The 16,116-nt window shown below is 70.7% G+C and carries 16 protein-coding genes; 7 read left to right on the top strand and 9 right to left on the bottom strand.

Annotated elements, in window-relative coordinates; all coding sequences use genetic code 11:
* Positions 1–33: 33 nt before the first annotated feature.
* The 3 genes from AMYBE_RS0112640 to AMYBE_RS0112650 are packed head-to-tail and all read right to left on the bottom strand — an operon-like array spanning position 34 to position 2,668.
* The gene (locus tag AMYBE_RS0112640) at positions 34–867 is read right to left on the bottom strand and encodes a metallophosphoesterase family protein (RefSeq protein ID WP_027927609.1); all 834 of its coding nucleotides are present in this window, start codon (positions 865–867) and stop codon (positions 34–36) included.
* Complete coding sequence (locus AMYBE_RS0112645; RefSeq protein ID WP_020659748.1) at positions 831–2,087, bottom strand: MFS transporter; 1,257 nt, start codon at positions 2,085–2,087, stop codon at positions 831–833. Before AMYBE_RS0112645 ends, AMYBE_RS0112640 begins: the two co-directional genes overlap by 37 nt.
* Positions 2,084–2,668: an ArsR/SmtB family transcription factor gene (locus tag AMYBE_RS0112650; RefSeq protein ID WP_020659749.1), complete on the bottom strand. Its 585-nt coding sequence runs from the start codon at positions 2,666–2,668 to the stop codon at positions 2,084–2,086. The genes AMYBE_RS0112645 and AMYBE_RS0112650 overlap by 4 nt, the downstream gene beginning before the upstream one ends.
* A gap of 180 nt (positions 2,669–2,848) precedes the next feature.
* On the opposite strand from AMYBE_RS0112650, the gene AMYBE_RS0112655 reads away from it, so the two are divergent.
* Both AMYBE_RS0112655 and AMYBE_RS0112660 read left to right on the top strand, forming a co-directional pair.
* Positions 2,849–3,310 (top strand): MarR family winged helix-turn-helix transcriptional regulator, encoded by a 462-nt coding sequence (locus AMYBE_RS0112655; protein WP_020659750.1) that lies wholly within the window; start codon positions 2,849–2,851, stop codon positions 3,308–3,310.
* Between the two features lie 179 nt (positions 3,311–3,489).
* Positions 3,490–5,115: an ABC-F family ATP-binding cassette domain-containing protein gene (locus AMYBE_RS0112660; protein WP_020659751.1), complete on the top strand. Its 1,626-nt coding sequence runs from the start codon at positions 3,490–3,492 to the stop codon at positions 5,113–5,115.
* Positions 5,116–5,231: 116 nt separating this feature from the next.
* On the opposite strand, the gene mshC is transcribed toward AMYBE_RS0112660, so the two are convergent.
* Positions 5,232–6,470: a cysteine--1-D-myo-inosityl 2-amino-2-deoxy-alpha-D-glucopyranoside ligase gene (gene mshC, locus AMYBE_RS0112665; RefSeq protein WP_020659752.1), complete on the bottom strand. Its 1,239-nt coding sequence runs from the start codon at positions 6,468–6,470 to the stop codon at positions 5,232–5,234.
* 82 nt (positions 6,471–6,552) lie between these two features.
* Positions 6,553–7,317, bottom strand: a complete 765-nt coding sequence (locus AMYBE_RS0112670) for a MerR family transcriptional regulator (protein WP_020659753.1) — start codon at positions 7,315–7,317, stop codon at positions 6,553–6,555.
* A gap of 115 nt (positions 7,318–7,432) precedes the next feature.
* Here AMYBE_RS0112670 and AMYBE_RS0112675 point away from each other — a divergent pair, with 115 nt between their 5' ends.
* Entirely contained in the window at positions 7,433–8,740 is a 1,308-nt protein-coding gene (locus AMYBE_RS0112675) for a cytochrome P450 (RefSeq protein WP_020659754.1), read from the top strand.
* An 86-nt stretch (positions 8,741–8,826) separates the two neighbouring features.
* Here AMYBE_RS0112675 and AMYBE_RS0112680 read toward each other — a convergent pair whose 3' ends face one another.
* From AMYBE_RS0112680 to AMYBE_RS0112695, 4 genes are read right to left on the bottom strand one after another with little or no spacing between them, the layout of a single operon-like run.
* Positions 8,827–9,558, bottom strand: coding sequence for an SRPBCC family protein (locus AMYBE_RS0112680; RefSeq protein WP_020659755.1), 732 nt, complete (start codon positions 9,556–9,558; stop codon positions 8,827–8,829).
* Positions 9,551–10,153, bottom strand: a complete 603-nt coding sequence (locus tag AMYBE_RS0112685; RefSeq protein ID WP_020659756.1) for an ArsR/SmtB family transcription factor — start codon at positions 10,151–10,153, stop codon at positions 9,551–9,553. The genes AMYBE_RS0112680 and AMYBE_RS0112685 overlap by 8 nt, the downstream gene beginning before the upstream one ends.
* A gap of 43 nt (positions 10,154–10,196) precedes the next feature.
* A complete protein-coding gene (locus AMYBE_RS0112690; RefSeq protein WP_020659757.1) occupies positions 10,197–11,078 on the bottom strand; it encodes an alpha/beta fold hydrolase in 882 nt (293 codons plus the stop codon).
* Positions 11,078–12,400, bottom strand: a complete 1,323-nt coding sequence (locus AMYBE_RS0112695) for a M20/M25/M40 family metallo-hydrolase (protein ID WP_020659758.1) — start codon at positions 12,398–12,400, stop codon at positions 11,078–11,080. Before AMYBE_RS0112695 ends, AMYBE_RS0112690 begins: the two co-directional genes overlap by 1 nt.
* Positions 12,401–12,938: 538 nt before the next feature.
* Here AMYBE_RS0112695 and AMYBE_RS0112700 point away from each other — a divergent pair.
* Genes AMYBE_RS0112700 through AMYBE_RS0112715 form a run of 4 tightly spaced genes read left to right on the top strand, consistent with a single transcriptional unit; the run spans position 12,939 to position 16,041 of the window.
* Positions 12,939–13,796, top strand: a complete 858-nt coding sequence (locus AMYBE_RS0112700) for a TetR/AcrR family transcriptional regulator (protein WP_020659759.1) — start codon at positions 12,939–12,941, stop codon at positions 13,794–13,796.
* Complete coding sequence (locus AMYBE_RS0112705) at positions 13,796–14,689, top strand: beta-keto acid cleavage family enzyme (protein WP_020659760.1); 894 nt, start codon at positions 13,796–13,798, stop codon at positions 14,687–14,689. The genes AMYBE_RS0112700 and AMYBE_RS0112705 overlap by 1 nt, the downstream gene beginning before the upstream one ends.
* The gene (locus AMYBE_RS0112710; RefSeq protein ID WP_020659761.1) at positions 14,682–15,623 is read left to right on the top strand and encodes a 3-hydroxyacyl-CoA dehydrogenase NAD-binding domain-containing protein; all 942 of its coding nucleotides are present in this window, start codon (positions 14,682–14,684) and stop codon (positions 15,621–15,623) included. The genes AMYBE_RS0112705 and AMYBE_RS0112710 overlap by 8 nt, the downstream gene beginning before the upstream one ends.
* Positions 15,616–16,041, top strand: coding sequence for a thioesterase family protein (locus AMYBE_RS0112715; RefSeq protein ID WP_020659762.1), 426 nt, complete (start codon positions 15,616–15,618; stop codon positions 16,039–16,041). The genes AMYBE_RS0112710 and AMYBE_RS0112715 overlap by 8 nt, the downstream gene beginning before the upstream one ends.
* The last annotated feature ends 75 nt before the right edge of the window (positions 16,042–16,116 follow it).

Consider the following 16,116-nt stretch of genomic DNA (forward strand, 5'->3'; position numbering starts at 1 on the left):
GATTCCCTCAAAGCTCCCTACCCGGCTTTCGGGTCAGGGCGCGGTCAGGAGTTTCCGGACCGGGACCGCGCCGCGGGCGCGCTTGCGCCATTCGCGCGGGTAGCCGAGCGAAACCTCCTCGAACCGCACGCCGTCGGCCGACGTGCTGCGCGGGATGTGCAGGTGGCCGTAGACCATCAGCTCAGCGCGGTAGCGCAGGTGCCAGTCCTCGGTCTCGGTGGTGCCGCACCACAGCGCGAAATCCGGGTAGTGCAGCGGGTTCGTCGGGTGTCGGTGCAGCGGCCAGTGCGACATCAGGACCGTGCGCCGGTCCGCCGGGATCGAGTCCAGCCGGTCGCGGCTGACCTTCAGCCGCTGCTCGCACCAGGCCGCACGGGACGGATGCGGGTCCGGGTGCAGGAAGTACTCGTCGGTGCACACCACGCCGACGTCGCGGGCGTGCGCGAGCGCTTCTTCGCGGGTCTTGCCCTCGGTCGCCGGAGTGCGCCAGCTGTAGTCGTAGAACACGAACAGCGGTGCGATCGTCAGCGGCTCCGGGCCGAAGTCCCACACCGGGAACTCGTCCTCCGGAGTCAGCACGTCGATCTCCCGGCACTGCCCGACGAGGAACTCATAGCGGGCCTGGCCGCGCAGCTGGCATTCGTCCTTGGGCGTGGTCCACAGCTCGTGGTTGCCCGGCACCCAGACCACTTTCGCGAACCGCTCGCGCAGCACGGCGAGGGTTTCCCGGATCGCCTTGGCGGATTCCGCGACGTCGCCGGCGACCAGCAGCCAGTCGGACGGGTCGTCCGGACGGATCTCGTCTACCAGCGGGCCGTTGCCCTGGTGGGTCACGTGGAGGTCGCTTGTGGCAAAGAGAGACGGCACTGGTCCACCGTATCCGCATCGCGCGCGCGAGAGCGCCGGAACCGTCTTGTCCCCCAGCCCAGCGCGACCAGTCCGGCGCTCACGTGCAGCAGAGCCTGCACGTTCAGCAGCACTGTCGGCCCGGTCACCGCCACCAAGGCGCCCGCGAGCAGAGAACCGGCTGCCGTTCCTGCGGCCATCAGCGCGTACATAGTGCTCAGCACGCGTCCAGCTCGGTCCGCGCCTGCTTCGGCCTGCACGTGCGACAGCAAACCGGCACCGGACACCACGGCGGGTGCGCCGACCGCCATGAACAGGCCGACGTAGACGCCGAGCATCGTGGTCATGCCGGGCAAGTTCCAGATCGCCAGCGACAGGAGTCCGGCGGCGACCAGTCCCCAGCCTTGCAGGAGCTTCGGTGCGACGCGGCGCGCCAAGGTCGCGACTGCGAATCCGGCCGCCAGCCCGCCGATCGCCTGGACGCCGCGCAGGAGACCGGCGTCTGCTTCGCTGCCGCGCAGGATGTCCAGGACGAAGACTACGAACAGCACCAGGAACATGCCTTGCGCCATCGAAGTCAGCCCGGCGGAGAGGCTGGTCGCGCGGAGCCGTTTCCCAGCGAGGTCGCGGATTCCGGCCAGCCAATCCGGATGCTCTGGCACCGGGGCCCGCACCGCCGTCCGGCGAAAGGGGAAGGCGAGCAGCGTCCCGCAAAGCGCGAGTGCGGCGAGGTAGCCCAGCACCACCCGATCCAGGCCGCCCCAGCCGAGCAGCGCTCCCCCAGCCCAGCCGCCAGCGAGCCGAGCGACGCTACCGTTGACGCTCATCAGGCCGTTCGCCGCGGTGACGTCCTCGACGCCCACCAGCTCCGGCACCAGAGCGCTCCGCGCGGGCTCGAACACCGACGCCAGGCCCGCCTGCGCCGCCATCACCGTGTATACCGCCGCGACCGGCAGCTCGGCGCCCGCCAGCAGCGGCAGCACCACAACCGCCTGGCCGGCGCAGACCGCCGCCAGCACGATCCGCCGGTCCCAGCGATCCGCCACCACGCCGGCGACCGGGCTCAGCAGGACGGCGGGCAGCAGGCCCAGCACGATGCTCAGCGCTGTCGTGACCGCCGAACCGGTCCGGACGAACAGATAGACCGGCAGTGCGACCTGCAGCATCCATTCCGCCGTCTCCCCGAAGAAGGCGGCCACCCACAGCCGGGCGAACCCCGGCGCCCCCAGCAGCTTTCTCACACCGGCTTCCCGTCGTGTCCGATCCGGCGGAACGCACGCATCGCCAGGAAGGCCGAGCGGGCGTCGGCGGGCGCGTCTTGGCGGATGGCGGCGACGTAGGGCCGGACCAGCGCGTCGATCGCCTCGGTCAGCGCGGTCAGCTCGGCAGGCGTCGCGTTCAGCGCGTAGGAGAAGAACCCGCCTGCGTCGCGCCAGCCACCGTCTAGCTGGTCCATCGTGTCCAAGTAGCGCTGGGTCAGCTCCTGCTCTTCATGCAGCTCGGTGCCGGTGACAGCGAGGTGCGCCGCGGCGACCGCCGGATCGCCGTCGGCGCCGCCGAGTACCAGGCCGACCTGGCAGGCCCGCCACGGCCGTTCTCGCCCGTCGCCGCCCTCCGCCGCCTCGACCAGGCCGTACTCCGCCAGCCGGCGCAGGTGCCAGCTGCAGTTCGACGCGGTCGAGCCGACCGCGGCCGCGCATTCGCTCGCCGTCGCGGCGCCGACCGCCATCAGGTGGTGCACCAGCGCCGACCGCAGCGGATGAGCCAGCGCCCGCAGCAGCTCGGCGTCGTCGATCCGCTTGCGCGGAGGCAATTCGGCCATCGATCGTCGCCAATCTCTGAAATACTTCTTTCGAAAGAACTCTTTCAGAGTCGCAGGCGTACGCCCGGATCGTCAACCCACCCGGCTACACTCGCGTTGAGTTACTGCACAGCACAGCAACTGATGAATGCAGCTACTGCAGAGAGCAGCTGCTGCGCTTAAACCGGAAGTGAGCACGAAATGGCCGCCAACCAGCGAGAACTCGTCACCGCGGCGACGCTGGCCCTCCCCCAGTTCGTCAGCGCGGTCACCCGATTCCACACCGCGGTCGCCGACCAGCTCGGAATCACGCCGACCCAGCTTCACTGCCTGCAACTGGTGCACAGCGGCGTCAGCGACTCCCCCGCCGAGCTGGCCCGGCTGCTCGGGCTCACCACCGGCGCGTTCACCCGGCTGCTCGACCGGATGGAAGACCAGCAGCTCGTCCGGCGGCTGCCGGATCCCGAAGACCGCCGACGGCTCAAGGTCGCGCTGACCGGCAACCGGATGGCGGAACTGGCCGAGCTCTACGGCACGCTCGCGCGGCGGTTCGCCGGGCAGCTCGGCGGCTTCGACCGCAGGCAGCTCGCCGCGTTGGTCTCGTTCTTCGCCGAAGGCCAGACATCCGCCGAAAGGGCGGCGGAAGAGGTCCGGCAGAAGTAAGCCCGGAAAAACCGGTTGCCCGGACCCACCGGTCCCGCGCTACGCTGCCCGCCATCATGTACAGCTGATTCCGAGCCCTCCCCGCATCGAGGCCGCACCCGGTCGAGCCCAGCTCCCGGGAGCCGCGCGTTGCCCGTCGGGGATTTTTGCTGGCATCGCAAAGGCCCGGTGATCACCTCATGTCAACTGTTCTGCACGCCGCCGATCTCGTCTTCGGCTACGGCGCCCGCACCGTCCTCGACGGAGTCTCGCTCGTCGCCTCGCCCGGCAGGCGGATCGGCCTCGTCGGCGAGAACGGCGTCGGCAAGTCAACCCTGCTCCGGCTGCTCGCCGGGCTCGAGATCCCCCGCGCCGGCGAAGTCACCCAGCACGGCGACCTCGGGTTCTTGTTCCAGGAGTTGCCGTTCTCCGGCACCGCGACGGTTTCGGACGTCCTCGACGAGGCGCTGGCAGAGCTTCGTACCGCAGCGGCGAAGCTCGACAAGCTGGCCGCAGTGCTCGCGGAGCGTCCGGACGACCCGGACGCGCTCAGCGAGTACGGGCACGTCCTGGAATGGGCGCAGGCCCACGACCTGTGGGACGCGGACCGGCGCGCGGACCTCGTCCTCGCCGGCCTCGGGCTCGCCGACATCGAACACCGCCGTCAGCTGCAGACGCTGTCCGGCGGGCAGCGGTCCCGGCTCGGCCTGGCCGCGCTGCTCGTCCGGCGGCCGCGCACGCTGCTGCTCGACGAGCCGACCAACCATCTCGACGACAACGCCATGGAATTCCTCGAGCACCATCTCGCGGAGCTGACCGGCGTCGTCGTGCTGTCCTCGCACGACCGGGTGTTCCTCGACGCGGTCTGCACGGACATCGTCGACCTGGATCCGGTGCCGGCCGACCGCCGGGTCGGAGGCGCGACGCGGTACGGCGGCAGCTACACCGACTACCTCGGGCACAAGAAGGCTGAACGGGCACGGTGGGAACAGCGCTACAGCGAAGAACAGGAGGAGCTGAAGCAGCTGCGCGAGTCAGTCGGCGTGACCGCGCGCCGGGTAGCGCACAATCGGGCGCCACGCGACAACGCGAAGATGCTCTACGACTTCAAGACCGGGCGGGTGCAGAAGCAGATTTCCCGCCGGGTCCGCAACGCTCAGCTGCGGTTGGACACGCTGGAAGCCGAGCAGGTGCGGAAACCGCCCGCACCGCTGCGCTTCCGGGCATCGCTCACCTCGGGCACGGGCGGCGACGGACCGGCTGTGTCGGTCCGCGGCATCGCGGTGCCCGGCCGAGTGCGGCTGGACGAGCTGGATATCGGCCGGACCGCCCGGCTGCTCGTGACCGGCGGGAACGGGGCCGGCAAGTCCACGCTGCTGTCCGTGCTGGCCGGACAACTCGCTCCGGCGGCCGGGACAGTCAGCTTCGCATCGGGCGTCCGAGTGGGACTGCTGGAGCAGGACGTCGTGTTCGCCCTGCCGAAGCGGACCGCGCGCGAGGTGTACCGGTCGGCGGCGGGCGAGACAGCGCCGGCGCTGTCCACGCTCGGCCTGCTGCCTCCTCGCGAGCACGACCGGCCGGTCGGAGAGCTGTCGGTAGGCCAGCGGCGGCGGCTGGCGTTGGCGATCTTGCTCGCCGAGCCGCCAGACGTGTTGCTGCTGGACGAGCCGACCAACCACCTCTCGCTCAGCCTGGCCGAGGAACTGTCCGAAGCGCTGGACAGCGCGCCGGGTGCGGTCGTCCTCGCTTCGCATGATCGGTGGCTGCGCCAGCGCTGGGAAGGCGACCACCTGGCGTTGGCCGACGGCCAGCGCCAGCCCGTATAGGTCGTTATACAGTCGACGTCCGGGAAGGGCCCCTTGGGGGAACCCAAGTCCCTCAAGGGGCCCAGCACAGCCTTACTGCGCGGGCGACTCCGGCCAGGCAAGTCGCTCGTTTTCGATCAGAGCGTGACGCCCAGCAGTGCGTCCACCGCCGCCTTGATCTCGCCCGGGGCAGCTGCGTCGGTACCGTCGCGACGCAGCGCGGCAGCGGCCCAGGCATCGAGCGCGATGAGCGCCTTCGGCGTGTCCAGGTCGTCCGACAGGTGATCGCGCAGCCGCGCGATCGTCTCCGCCGCGGCGGGACCGGCGGCCAAGGCGGCCGCTTCGCGCCAGCGGGCAAGCCGTTCCTGGGCGTCGACCAGCAACTGGCCGGTCCAGGCACGGTCCTCGCGGTAGTGGCCCGCGAACAGCGCCAGCCGGATCGCGGACGGGTCGACGCCGTCGGCGCGAAGCCGGGAGACGAAGACCAGGTTGCCGCGGGACTTCGACATCTTCTCGCCGTCCAGGCCGATCATCCCGGCGTGCACGTAGTGGCGGGCGAACGGGTGGTCGTCGGCGACCGCTTCGGCGTGCGCCGCGCTGTACTCGTGGTGCGGGAAGATCAGGTCGGAGCCGCCGCCTTGCACGTCGAAGCCCAGGCCGAGGCGGTTGCGGGCGATCGCACTGCACTCGATGTGCCATCCCGGCCGGCCCGCGCCCAGTTCGGACTCCCAGGACGGCTCGCCCTCGCGCGCCATCCGCCACAGCAGCGCGTCCAGCGGGTGGCGCTTGCCCTTGCGGTCCGGGTCGCCGCCGCGTTCGGCGAAGAACTTCGCCATCGTCTCTGCGTCGTAGTTCGACTCGTAGCCGAACCGGCCGGTCGCGTCGTGTGCGAAGTAGACGTCCGGGAACTCCGGGTCGTCGGCGCGGTAGGCGCTGCCGTTGGCCAGCAGCTTCGCGATCACCTCGACGATCTCCGGGATCGCTTCGACCGCGCCGACGAACTCGCGCGGCGGCAGCACTCGCAGCGCTTCCATGTCCTCGCGGAACAGCGCGGTCTCGCGCATGCCGAGCACCACCCAGTCGTCCGAGTCGCGCTCCGCGCGCTCCAGCAGCGGCTCGTCGATGTCGGTGACGTTCTGGACGTAGTGCACCTCGTGCCCGTTGTCCCGCCAGATCCGGTTCACCAGGTCGAACGCCAGGTAGGTGGCGGCGTGTCCGAGGTGGGTCGCGTCGTAGGGAGTGATGCCGCAGACGTACATCCGGGCAGTGGCGCCGGGCGAGGTCGGGCGGACCTGCCCGGTCGCGGTGTCGTGGAGCCGGAGAGGGCGGGGGGTGCCGGGCAGCCGGGGCACGGCGACGGAGGACCAAGTCTGCATGCCCTCGACTCTAAGCGTGACGCCCGTCCGCTTTCCCACCCGGTGGGAGGGATCGCGACGCTTTCCCTCCCACCGGCAAGGCTCAGGCCGATCGCCGGGCCGCGTTCGCCCGGACGGCGTCGCGCACGTACTCCCCGATGCCGGGCCGCTGCTCGTCCTCCCGGATCAGGAACGCCAGCTGGACCGGCTCGGCCGGGTACAGGTCCGCGATGCGCTGCTGCATCCCGTATCCGCACTCCCCCATCACCGCGCTGAGCATCGCCCGGTGCTCTTCGGCCAGCTCGCCGGCCGCTGGGCCGTCCGCGGGCGCGCCCTCGTCGACGAGCGCGACCAGCCGGCGCACCCAGTCCTTGCGCTGCCGCTCCGCCTCGGTCCACTGCTGCTTGCCCTGGGGCAGCTGCGCCCGCTGCCACTCGGGCGTGTCGCCCCACCGGCGCACGGCCTCCTCCGAGTAGCCCTCCGGCTCCCGGAATCCGCCGAACACTTCGAATTTCTCTTCCGGCGTCAATGCGTTGCCCATGGCTCTCGCCTCCAGTACCCGATCGACGGCCGCGACCATGTGCGCGATCCGGTCCGCCTGCGCCAGCAGCAGGTCCCGCTGCCGCTTCAGGTGCGCGTCGGCGTCGACGCCCGGATCGGCGAGCACAGTCGCGATCGTCTCCAAGGGGAAGCCGAGCTCCCGGTAGAGCAGGATGCGCTGCAGCCGTTCGAGATCGGCGCGGTCGTAGCGCCGGTAGCCGGCCGCGGTCCGCCCGCTCGGCGACAGCAGCCCGATCTCGTCGTAGTGGTGCAGTGCGCGCACGGTGACGCCGGCCAGCGCCGCCGCCTCGCCCACCCGGTAGCCCATCGCTCCCCCTTGCCGTTTCGGCCGTTCGGCCCTTGCGAGAACCACGATCACGCCTCCCGCAGCGTGAGGGTCAAGTGTGGTGGACACCGCAGTTCGGCGCGAGTACCAAGAGGGGATGGCCCTGCGCTCGCCGATCCGCTCGTCCTCCCTGCCGCCCGGACCGCGGCTGCCGCTCGCCGTGCAGACCTTGCTGCTCGGGATGTTCCGCACCTCGCTGGTGCCGTGGCTGCAACGCCGCTACGGCGACGTGGTGCGGCTGCGGGTGTACCCGGAACGGTCGGTGGTGCTCGTCGGCGACGTCGGGCTGGTGCGCGAGATCTTCGCCGGCTCGGTCGAGACCTTCCACGCCGGCGAGGGCAACGTGGTGCTCAAGCCGGTGATGGGCGGGCATTCGGTGCTGCTCACCGACGAGGACGAGCACCGGCGCGCCCGGAAGCTGCTGATGCCCGCGTTCAACGGGGCGGCCATGCGCGGGTACCGGGAGATGATCACCCGGCTGGCCGTCGCGGAGCTGGAGCGGTGGCCGCAGGGACGGCCGTTCCGGGTGCACGACCGGATGCGCGCCTTGACTCTCGAAGTGATTCTCCGGGTCGTGTTCGGGGTGGCCGACGGGCCCCGGGTCGATGCGCTGCGCGCGGAGCTGGGCCACGTGGTGGAGGTGAACGCCCTGGACCTTTTCGGCTGGCATTCGCCGTTCCTGCAGCGGTTCGGCCGGTGGCGGCGGAACCGGGAGCGCCGGGAACGGCTCGATTCCTTGCTGTACGCGGAAATCGCGGAGCGCCGGGCGGTCGATCTGTCCGCGCGGACCGACGTGTTGTCCCGGCTGCTGGCGGTCGAGGGCGACGACCGGCTCAGCGATGCCGAGCTGCGGGACCAGCTGGTGACGCTGTTGCTCGCCGGCCACGAGACGACGGCGACCGCGCTGGCGTGGGCGCTGCACGACGTGGCGCGGGACCCCGCGGTCGCTTCCCGGGTTTCGCAGGCCGCGGACGACGGCGACGAGAAGTACCTGGAGGCAGTCGCCAAGGAATCGCTGCGGAGGCGGCCGGTGATCGCCGAGGTGGCGCGAAAGCTGACCGAGGACGTCCAGGTCGGGCCGTACACCGTGCCTGCCGGGTACACGGTGCTGCCTTCGATCGCGATGATCCACGGACGGGCGGAGCATTTTCCTTCGCCGGAGAAGTTCGATCCCTCGCGATTCCTGGGGGACGGCCCGGACGCCGGGACGTGGTTCCCGTTCGGAGGCGGCGCTCGACGGTGCCTGGGGGCCGGGTTCTCCTTGCTGGAGGCGACGGTGGTGCTTCGCGAGCTCTTCGTGCGGTACCGGGTCGAAGCAGTGTCGCCGCGCCCGGAGCGGGTGAAGAGCCGCCACATCACGTTGGTCCCCGGCAGCGGGGCACGGATCGCGGTGCGGCGGCGGTAGCCATCCGTCCGCGGGTCGCAGCCGCGGATCAGCATCGGGCGCCACCCGAAGGACTGCTTACCGGCGGAACGGGCCGGCGTTCGGCATCAGGAGAGTTCGGCGATCCATTCCGTCCACTTGGCTTCCTCGGCGGCCGCGTCCACGTCGGCCGTCATGACGTGGTGGGTGGCCACCAGCGGACCGTGGAAGCCTTGCAGGAAGCAGTAAAGGCCCTCGCCGGTCCGGATTCCTACGGTCTGCTCGTTCCGCGCGTAGACCACCCCGGCGGCACCGGCCAACTCGACTTCGGCGCCGACCGCCAGGTTCTCGACGCCGAGCCGCTTCGCGAGCGCGGCCCAGAGCGCCGGCCAGTCAGCGACCACGGCGGAACCGAACGCGGTCACCGCGGTCGCGGTACGGCCCCGGAACCAGCGCAGGTACTCGGCCAAGTTCCGGAGGAACAGCGCACCGCCCGCGGTCATCGCTTCGAACTCGTCCGCCCAATCGTCGCCGGGCAGGAAGCCGCTGGTCACGCAGCGGATCACCGAGCTGCCGCCAGCGCGGCCCTCGACCAGGAACTCGTACGCGATGCGGCGCCCGTCCGGCTCCGGCTCGCCGCCGTAGGCCAGCCGGCGCGGCGGGTCCCAGGCGGTGATCCCGTGCGTGGGCTGATAGCCGGCGAACGCGCCGCGCACCACGCCGCCGACGCCGCCGCCTTCGACCTCGTTGCGGCCCATGAACCAGGAGTCGATCCCCGGGCCGGTCGCGATCGCCGCCCAGACCTGCTCCGGTTCGGCAGGGACCTCGATCACGTCGGCCTGTTCGTATTCCTTACCCACGCTCGCTTTCCTCCCCCATCGGCACGCTCGGATGCACCGCCAGCACCAGTCGGTGCGGGCGGCCTTGTTCCGCGGTCTCGTCGTGGTACTTCGCCACCAGTCCGGTTACGGCGGCGGCCAGCTCTTCAGCGAACGCCGCCCGGTCGGCGGGCGAGGCGAACCGCACCTCGCCGTCGAGGGCGAACGTGGCGACGCGTTTCTTCGCTTTCGCCGCGCCGGTGATCAGGATCCCGACGTCGCGCACCAGCCGGCCGGCCACCGCCAGCAGCCAGCGCGCGGAAAGCCGGTCGGGCGACTGCGCCGGATCGGGCTGGACAGCCGCGAGCGCCGAGGGCGAGATCACGTAGGACGCCGCGGTCGCCCGCATCATCCGCTCCGTGACGTTGCCTTTCCGGCGCTCCTCCACCAGCTCCACCAGCCCGTGCTTCTCCAGCGCGCGCAGGTGGTAGTTGACCTTCTGCCGGGGCAGGTCCACGCGGGCGGCGAGCATCGTCGCCGACGCCGGCCGGGCCAGTTCGGCCAGCAGCCGGGCCCGGACCGGATCCAGCGACACCTCCGCCGCCGCCGCGTCCTCGATCACCGCTACCGGAAACATGTCCCCATCGTCCGTCCGACAGTTAGAGTTGTCAAGAAAGACATTATTGTCGGTAGACCTCGTTGACCACCGCGGCGATCCGCGGGACCACCTGGGCGGCGGCTTCGAGCGGCACGACATGGCCGACGCCGGGCAGCACGACGACGGCACCCCTGGCCAGCCCGCGCACGAAGTGCTCGACGTCGGCGGGCGCGACGATCCGGTCCCGCTCCCCCACGATCGCCGTCACCGGCAGATCGCCGGCCAACGTCAACGCGGCCTCGCGCGCATACGCGTCGAGCGCCGGGCGGAACTGCGCGACGGTATGCGGCCAGTTGCCGCGAATCATCTTCACCGTCAGCTCGACCAGATCCGGGTCGGGATCGTCGCCGAACAGCCACCAGCGCAGGCCGGCGCTCACCGCGCGGCTCGTATGCTCGCGGACCAGCCCGTACAGCTTCGCGCCGAGCACCAGCTCCAGGTCCTGCGCGACTTTGCCGAGCGCGTTCGGCCAGGCCGCGGACGCCTCGGTGGCCAGCCGGCCGGACGACGTCGACAGCAGCACCAGCCCGCCGGCCCGGGCGGCGAAAAGATCCGGATGCCGCTGGGTGAGCGACATGACCGCCAGACCGCCCATGTCGTGGCCGACCAGCACGACCCGCCCTTCCGGAATCTCTCGCTCGATCACTTCGGCGAGATCGTCGGCGAGCTGAGCCATGGTCGCGGTGCCGCGTGCGGCACGGCCGGATTCGCCGTGGCCGCGGTGGTCGTAGCTGAGCACCGCGAGCGGCCGCTGGACCGCGTCCGGCAGCACCGGGGCGATCCGGCACCAGCTGCGCTGGTCGAGCGCGTAGCCGTGCAGCAGCACGGCGGTCACGGCAGCCGACGGATCGCCCCTGCGCACGAAATGCAGGGGCGTCCCGTCGGCCAGCCGGAACCCGGGCATCAGGACGAACGGAGGAACCGGTCCAGCACCCGGACGCCGAACTTCAGCGCGTCCACCGGGACCCGCTCGTCGACGCCGTGGAAAAGCCCGGAGAAGTCCAGGTCGGCCGGCAGCTTCAGCGGCGCGAAGCCGAAGTTGCGGATGCCGAGCTGCTGGAAGGACTTCGCGTCGGTGCCGCCGGACAGCATGTACGGCAGCGTCCGCGCACCCGGGTCCTCGGCCAGCACCGCGGCGGTCATCGCGTCCACCAGCGCCCCGTCGAACGTCGTCTCGACCGGCGGGAGCTCCATCCACTCCTTCTCGATGTCCGGCCCGAGCAGCTCGTCCAGCTCCCGGTCGAACGCCTCGATCCGCCCCGGCAGGATGCGGCAGTCGACCGCGGCTTCCGCCACCGACGGGATCACGTTCGACTTGTAGCCGGCGGTGAGCATCGTCGGGTTCGCGGTGTCGCGCAAGGTCGCGCCGATCATCCGGGAGATGTTGCCCAGCTTGGCGACCGCGCCCTGCAGGTCGTCCTCCGGGAAGTCCCAGCCGGTGATCTCGGTGACGCCGGCGAGGAATTCGCGCACCGAATCGGTCAGCACCAACGGGAACTGGTGCTGGCCGAGCTTCGCGACGGCTTCGGCGAGCTTGGTGACCGCGTTGTCGCGGTGGATCATCGACCCGTGCCCCGCCGTGCCGCGCACCCGCAGCTTCATCCAGCGGATGCCCTTCTCGGCGGTCTCGATCACGTAGGCGCGGACGTTGTCCTTCAACGTGATCGAGAAACCTCCGACCTCGCTGATCGCCTCGGTGACGCCTTCGAAGAGCTCCGGCCGGTTCTCCACGAGCCACTGCGCGCCGAACTTGCCGCCCGCCTCCTCGTCGGCGACGAACAGGAACACGAGATCGCGGGGCGGAACGATGTTGTTCAGCTTGTAGTGCCGGGCCAGCGCCAGCGTCATGCCGACCATGTCTTTCATGTCGACCGCGCCGCGCCCCCACACGTACCCGTCCTGGACTGCCCCGGAGAACGGGTGCACGGACCACTCGGACGGGTCCGCCGGGACGGCGTCGAGGTGCCCGTGGATCAGCAGCGCCCCGCGGCTGGGGTCGGCCCCCGGCAGCCGCACGATGACGTTGTGCCGGTCCTTGGCCCCGGACTCGACATAGGTGATCTCGTAGCCGGCGTCGGTGAGTTTCTCCGCGACGTACTCGGCCGCCGCGCGCTCGCCCACGAGGGTGTCGGGGTCGCCGGTGTTGGTGGTGTCGATGCGGATGAGCTCGCTGGTGAGCGTGACAGCCTCGTCCGCGGCGGCGTCGATCAAGTTCGGTTGGGTCACCGCCCATTCCTATCATCCGAACCCGCCGGACGCCGCCGTCCCGCCGGGTGGGCGCGCCCTGGCTAAGCCGTCCTCGCGCCCCGCGATGTCCGTGAAGGGCCCCTTGCGGGACTTGGATTCCCTTGAGGGGCCCTTCACGGACCGCACCCGGCCCCAAAGCGGCGCCGCGGCGGCTCGCCAAGAGCATGCCGCCACCGAACCACCTGGCCGAGCGCGGCTGCCGGGTCCCGCGCCGTGAGCATTGATCCGAAGCCTCGACACGGTCACAATCCGGCTTCGGGGCGCCGGCCGCACAGGCTCCGCCCAGCCGAAACTCGCCGCGTCCCGCCCAGGCCGTGAAGGGAACATTGAGGGACTCTGAGTCCCTCAATGTTCCCTTCACGGCCGGCAACGGGAAGAGGCACCGCCACTACTCGACTGATCAGCCAGTCAGTCCAAGATCGCAATTCCTTACCCAGCAAGAGCGTCCGTCAAACCGGTCGCTCCACAACCTCACAACAGTTGCGATTTTCGCAACACGGGGTTAGCGTCTCCGGCCATGACCGAACCGGACCAGCTGCGCCACCGGGTACGACAGCTGATCCGCTCCATGGGCCCGCAGCGGGAGTTCGCCGCCGCCATCGGGCTCGACCAGACCAAACTCTCCAAAGCACTCAACGGCACCCGCCGCTTCTCGCCGCACGAGCTCGTCCGCGTCGCCGAATACTCCGGCGTCACGGTGAACTGGCTGCTCAACGGCAGCGACGACGCGAAGACCGTCACCGCCGTCCCCGCCCCCACGACCAGCCGTCCGAGCGACCCCGACGAGGCCGCGCACAGCGAGCCGAGGCGGCGGATCCTCGAAACCGCCTGGCGGCTGATCGCCGAACGCGGCTACCACCGGGTCCGCATCGCCGACATCGCGAAAGCCTGCGGCACCTCCACCGCCGCGATCCACTACCACTTCCCCACCAAAACCGAAGTCCTGGACGAAGCCTTGCGGCGCAACGTAAAGCTCGCCTTCGACCGGCAGGTGGCCGAGCTGCACGCGGTCGCGGGCGCGCACGACCGGCTGCTCAAGCTGGTCGAACTCCAGCTCCCGACCGACGGCCTGCTGCGCGCCGAATGGTCCGTCTGGCTCCAGGTCTGGAACGAGGTCGCCCTCGACCCGCGGCTGCGTTCCCTCTACACCGATTCCTACGACCGCTGGTACCGCACCATCCTCATGACCATCCGCACCGGCCAGGAGCAGGGCGTCTTCCGCTTGGCCGACCCCGAGGCCGCCACCGCGCAGCTCACCGCGCTGATCGACGGCCTCGGCATCCAGGTGCTGACCGGCCGGCCCGGCAGCACGGTCGGCGCGATGCGCGCCCACCTGCACGACTTCATCGACCGCTCGATCGTCCAAGGAGCCTGATGAACCACGAGGTCATCGTCACCTGCGCGCTCACCGGTGCGGGAGACACCACGCGGCGCAGCCCGCACGTCCCGGTCAGTCCGGCCCAGATCGCCGAAAGCGCCATCGAGGCCGCCAACGCCGGCGCGGCGGTGGTGCACATCCACGTCCGCGAGCCGGAGACCGGCGCGCCGTCGCGCGAAGTCGCGCTGTACCGCGAAGCGGTCCGGCTGATCAGAGAGTCCGGAGTGGACGTCGTCCTCAACCTGACTGCGGGCATGGGCGGCGACCTGGTGATCGACGCCGAAGACCCGCTCAAGCCGGTCGACGGCACCGACCTGGTCAACGCGCTCGACCGGCTCCCGCACGTCGAGGAGCTCCTACCGGACATCTGCACGCTCGACTGCGGCTCGCTCAACTTCGGCGAGGGCAACCAGCTCTACGTGTCCACTCCGGACATGCTGCGCACCGGCGCGAAGCGGATCCAGGAACTCGGCGTCAAGCCGGAGCTGGAGATCTTCGACACCGGGAACCTGTGGTTCGCCGCCACCATGGTGGCCGAAGGCTTGATCGACCCGCCGCCGCTGTTCCAGCTGTGCATGGGCATCCCGTACGGCGCGCCGCCGGATCCCGGTCTGCTGCAGGCGATGGTGCGTCTGCTGCCGGAAGGCGCGCAGTGGGCGTCGTTCGCTATCGGCCGCGACCAGATGCCGTGGGTCGCGCAGTCGGTGCTGCTCGGCGGGCACGTCCGGGTCGGACTGGAGGACAACCTCTACCTGGCGCGCGGAGTCAAGGCCACCAACGGCCAGCTGGTCGAACGCGCGGTGGACATCGTGCAGAAGCTCGGCGCGGACATCGCCACACCGGACCGGGCACGGGAAATCCTCGGGCTGAAGGAGCGCGCTCATGTCTGAGGCCACCGTGGACACTGTCGCGTGCATCGGCGCCGGGGTCATCGGCGGCGGATGGGTCGCGCACTTCCTCGCGCAGGGCTTCGATGTGCGAGCTTGGGATCCGGCACCGGACGCGGCCGAGAAGCTCGGCCGTCTGGTCGACGCGGCGTGGCCGGCGCTCACCGAGCTCGGGCTCCAGCCGGGCGCGAGCCGCGACCGCCTCACCGTCACCGCGACGCTCGCGGAAGCGGTCCAAGGCGCCGGCTTCGTCCAGGAAAGCGCACCGGAAGACCTTCCGCTCAAACAGAAACTCCTCGCCGATATCGACGCGGTCACCCCGGCCGACGTCGTGATCGCCTCGTCCACCTCCGGCTACGGGATGACCGAGATGCAGGTCGCGGCCAAGACGCCGGAGCGGCTGGTGGTCGGGCATCCGTTCAACCCGCCGTACCTCATCCCGCTGGTCGAGGTCGCCGGCGGCAAGCTCAGCGCGCCGTGGGCGGTCGAGCGGGCCGCCGCGTTCTACCGCCGGGTCGGCAAGTCCGTGATCGCGATGGACCGCGAGGTGCCCGGGTTCATCGCCAACCGGCTTCAGGAAGCGCTGTGGCGGGAAGCCCTGCACATGGTGGCGAACGGCGAGGCGACGGTCGAGCAGATCGACCTCGCCATCACCGACGGGCCCGGCCTGCGCTGGCCGGTGCACGGTCCGATGCTGACCTTCCACCTCGCCGGAGGAGAGGGCGGGATGGCGCACATGCTGGACCACTTCGGACCGTCGCTGAAGTCGCCGTGGACGCGGCTCGAAGCACCCGAGCTGACCAAGGAGCTCCGCGACGCGGTGGTCGAGGGCTGCGACGACGAGGCCGCCGAGCGCACGATCGCCGATCTGGTCGCCGAGCGCGACCGGGCGATCATCGCGATCCAGCGCGCGGTCGGCGAGGCCCGTCGTGGCTGAGTACCGCAACCGGGTCCGTCCGGAGTGGATCGACTACAACGGGCACCTCTCCGAGCCGTACTACGTGCTCGTCTTCGGCGACGCGACCACCGCGCTGATGGACGTCGCCGGCCTCGGCCCCGGCTACCGGGAGAGAACCGGGGCATCGCTGTACACGGTGGAAGCGCACGTGCGGTACCTGCGCGAGGTCGGTCCCGGCGCTGAACTCGTCGTCACCACGTCGGTGCTGTCCGTCGGCGCGAAGAAGGTCCGGATCTGTCACGAGCTGCGCGTCGACGGCGAGCTGGCAGCCACCGAAGAACTCCTGTGCCTGCACGTTTCCGGCGGGCGGGCGACTCCGTTCCCGGACGAGGTCGTCGCCGCGCTGAACGCCCGTCTCGGCCCGGTCCCGGATTACGCGGGGCGCGCTATCGCCTGACTCCCTCCCCGTGGGGCGGCGGCACCGGTCATCCCGGCGCCGCCATCCCGTCGCACCCACCCGAAAGTCGAAACT

The organism is Amycolatopsis benzoatilytica AK 16/65 (genome assembly GCF_000383915.1).
Classification (GTDB): domain Bacteria; phylum Actinomycetota; class Actinomycetes; order Mycobacteriales; family Pseudonocardiaceae; genus Amycolatopsis; species Amycolatopsis benzoatilytica.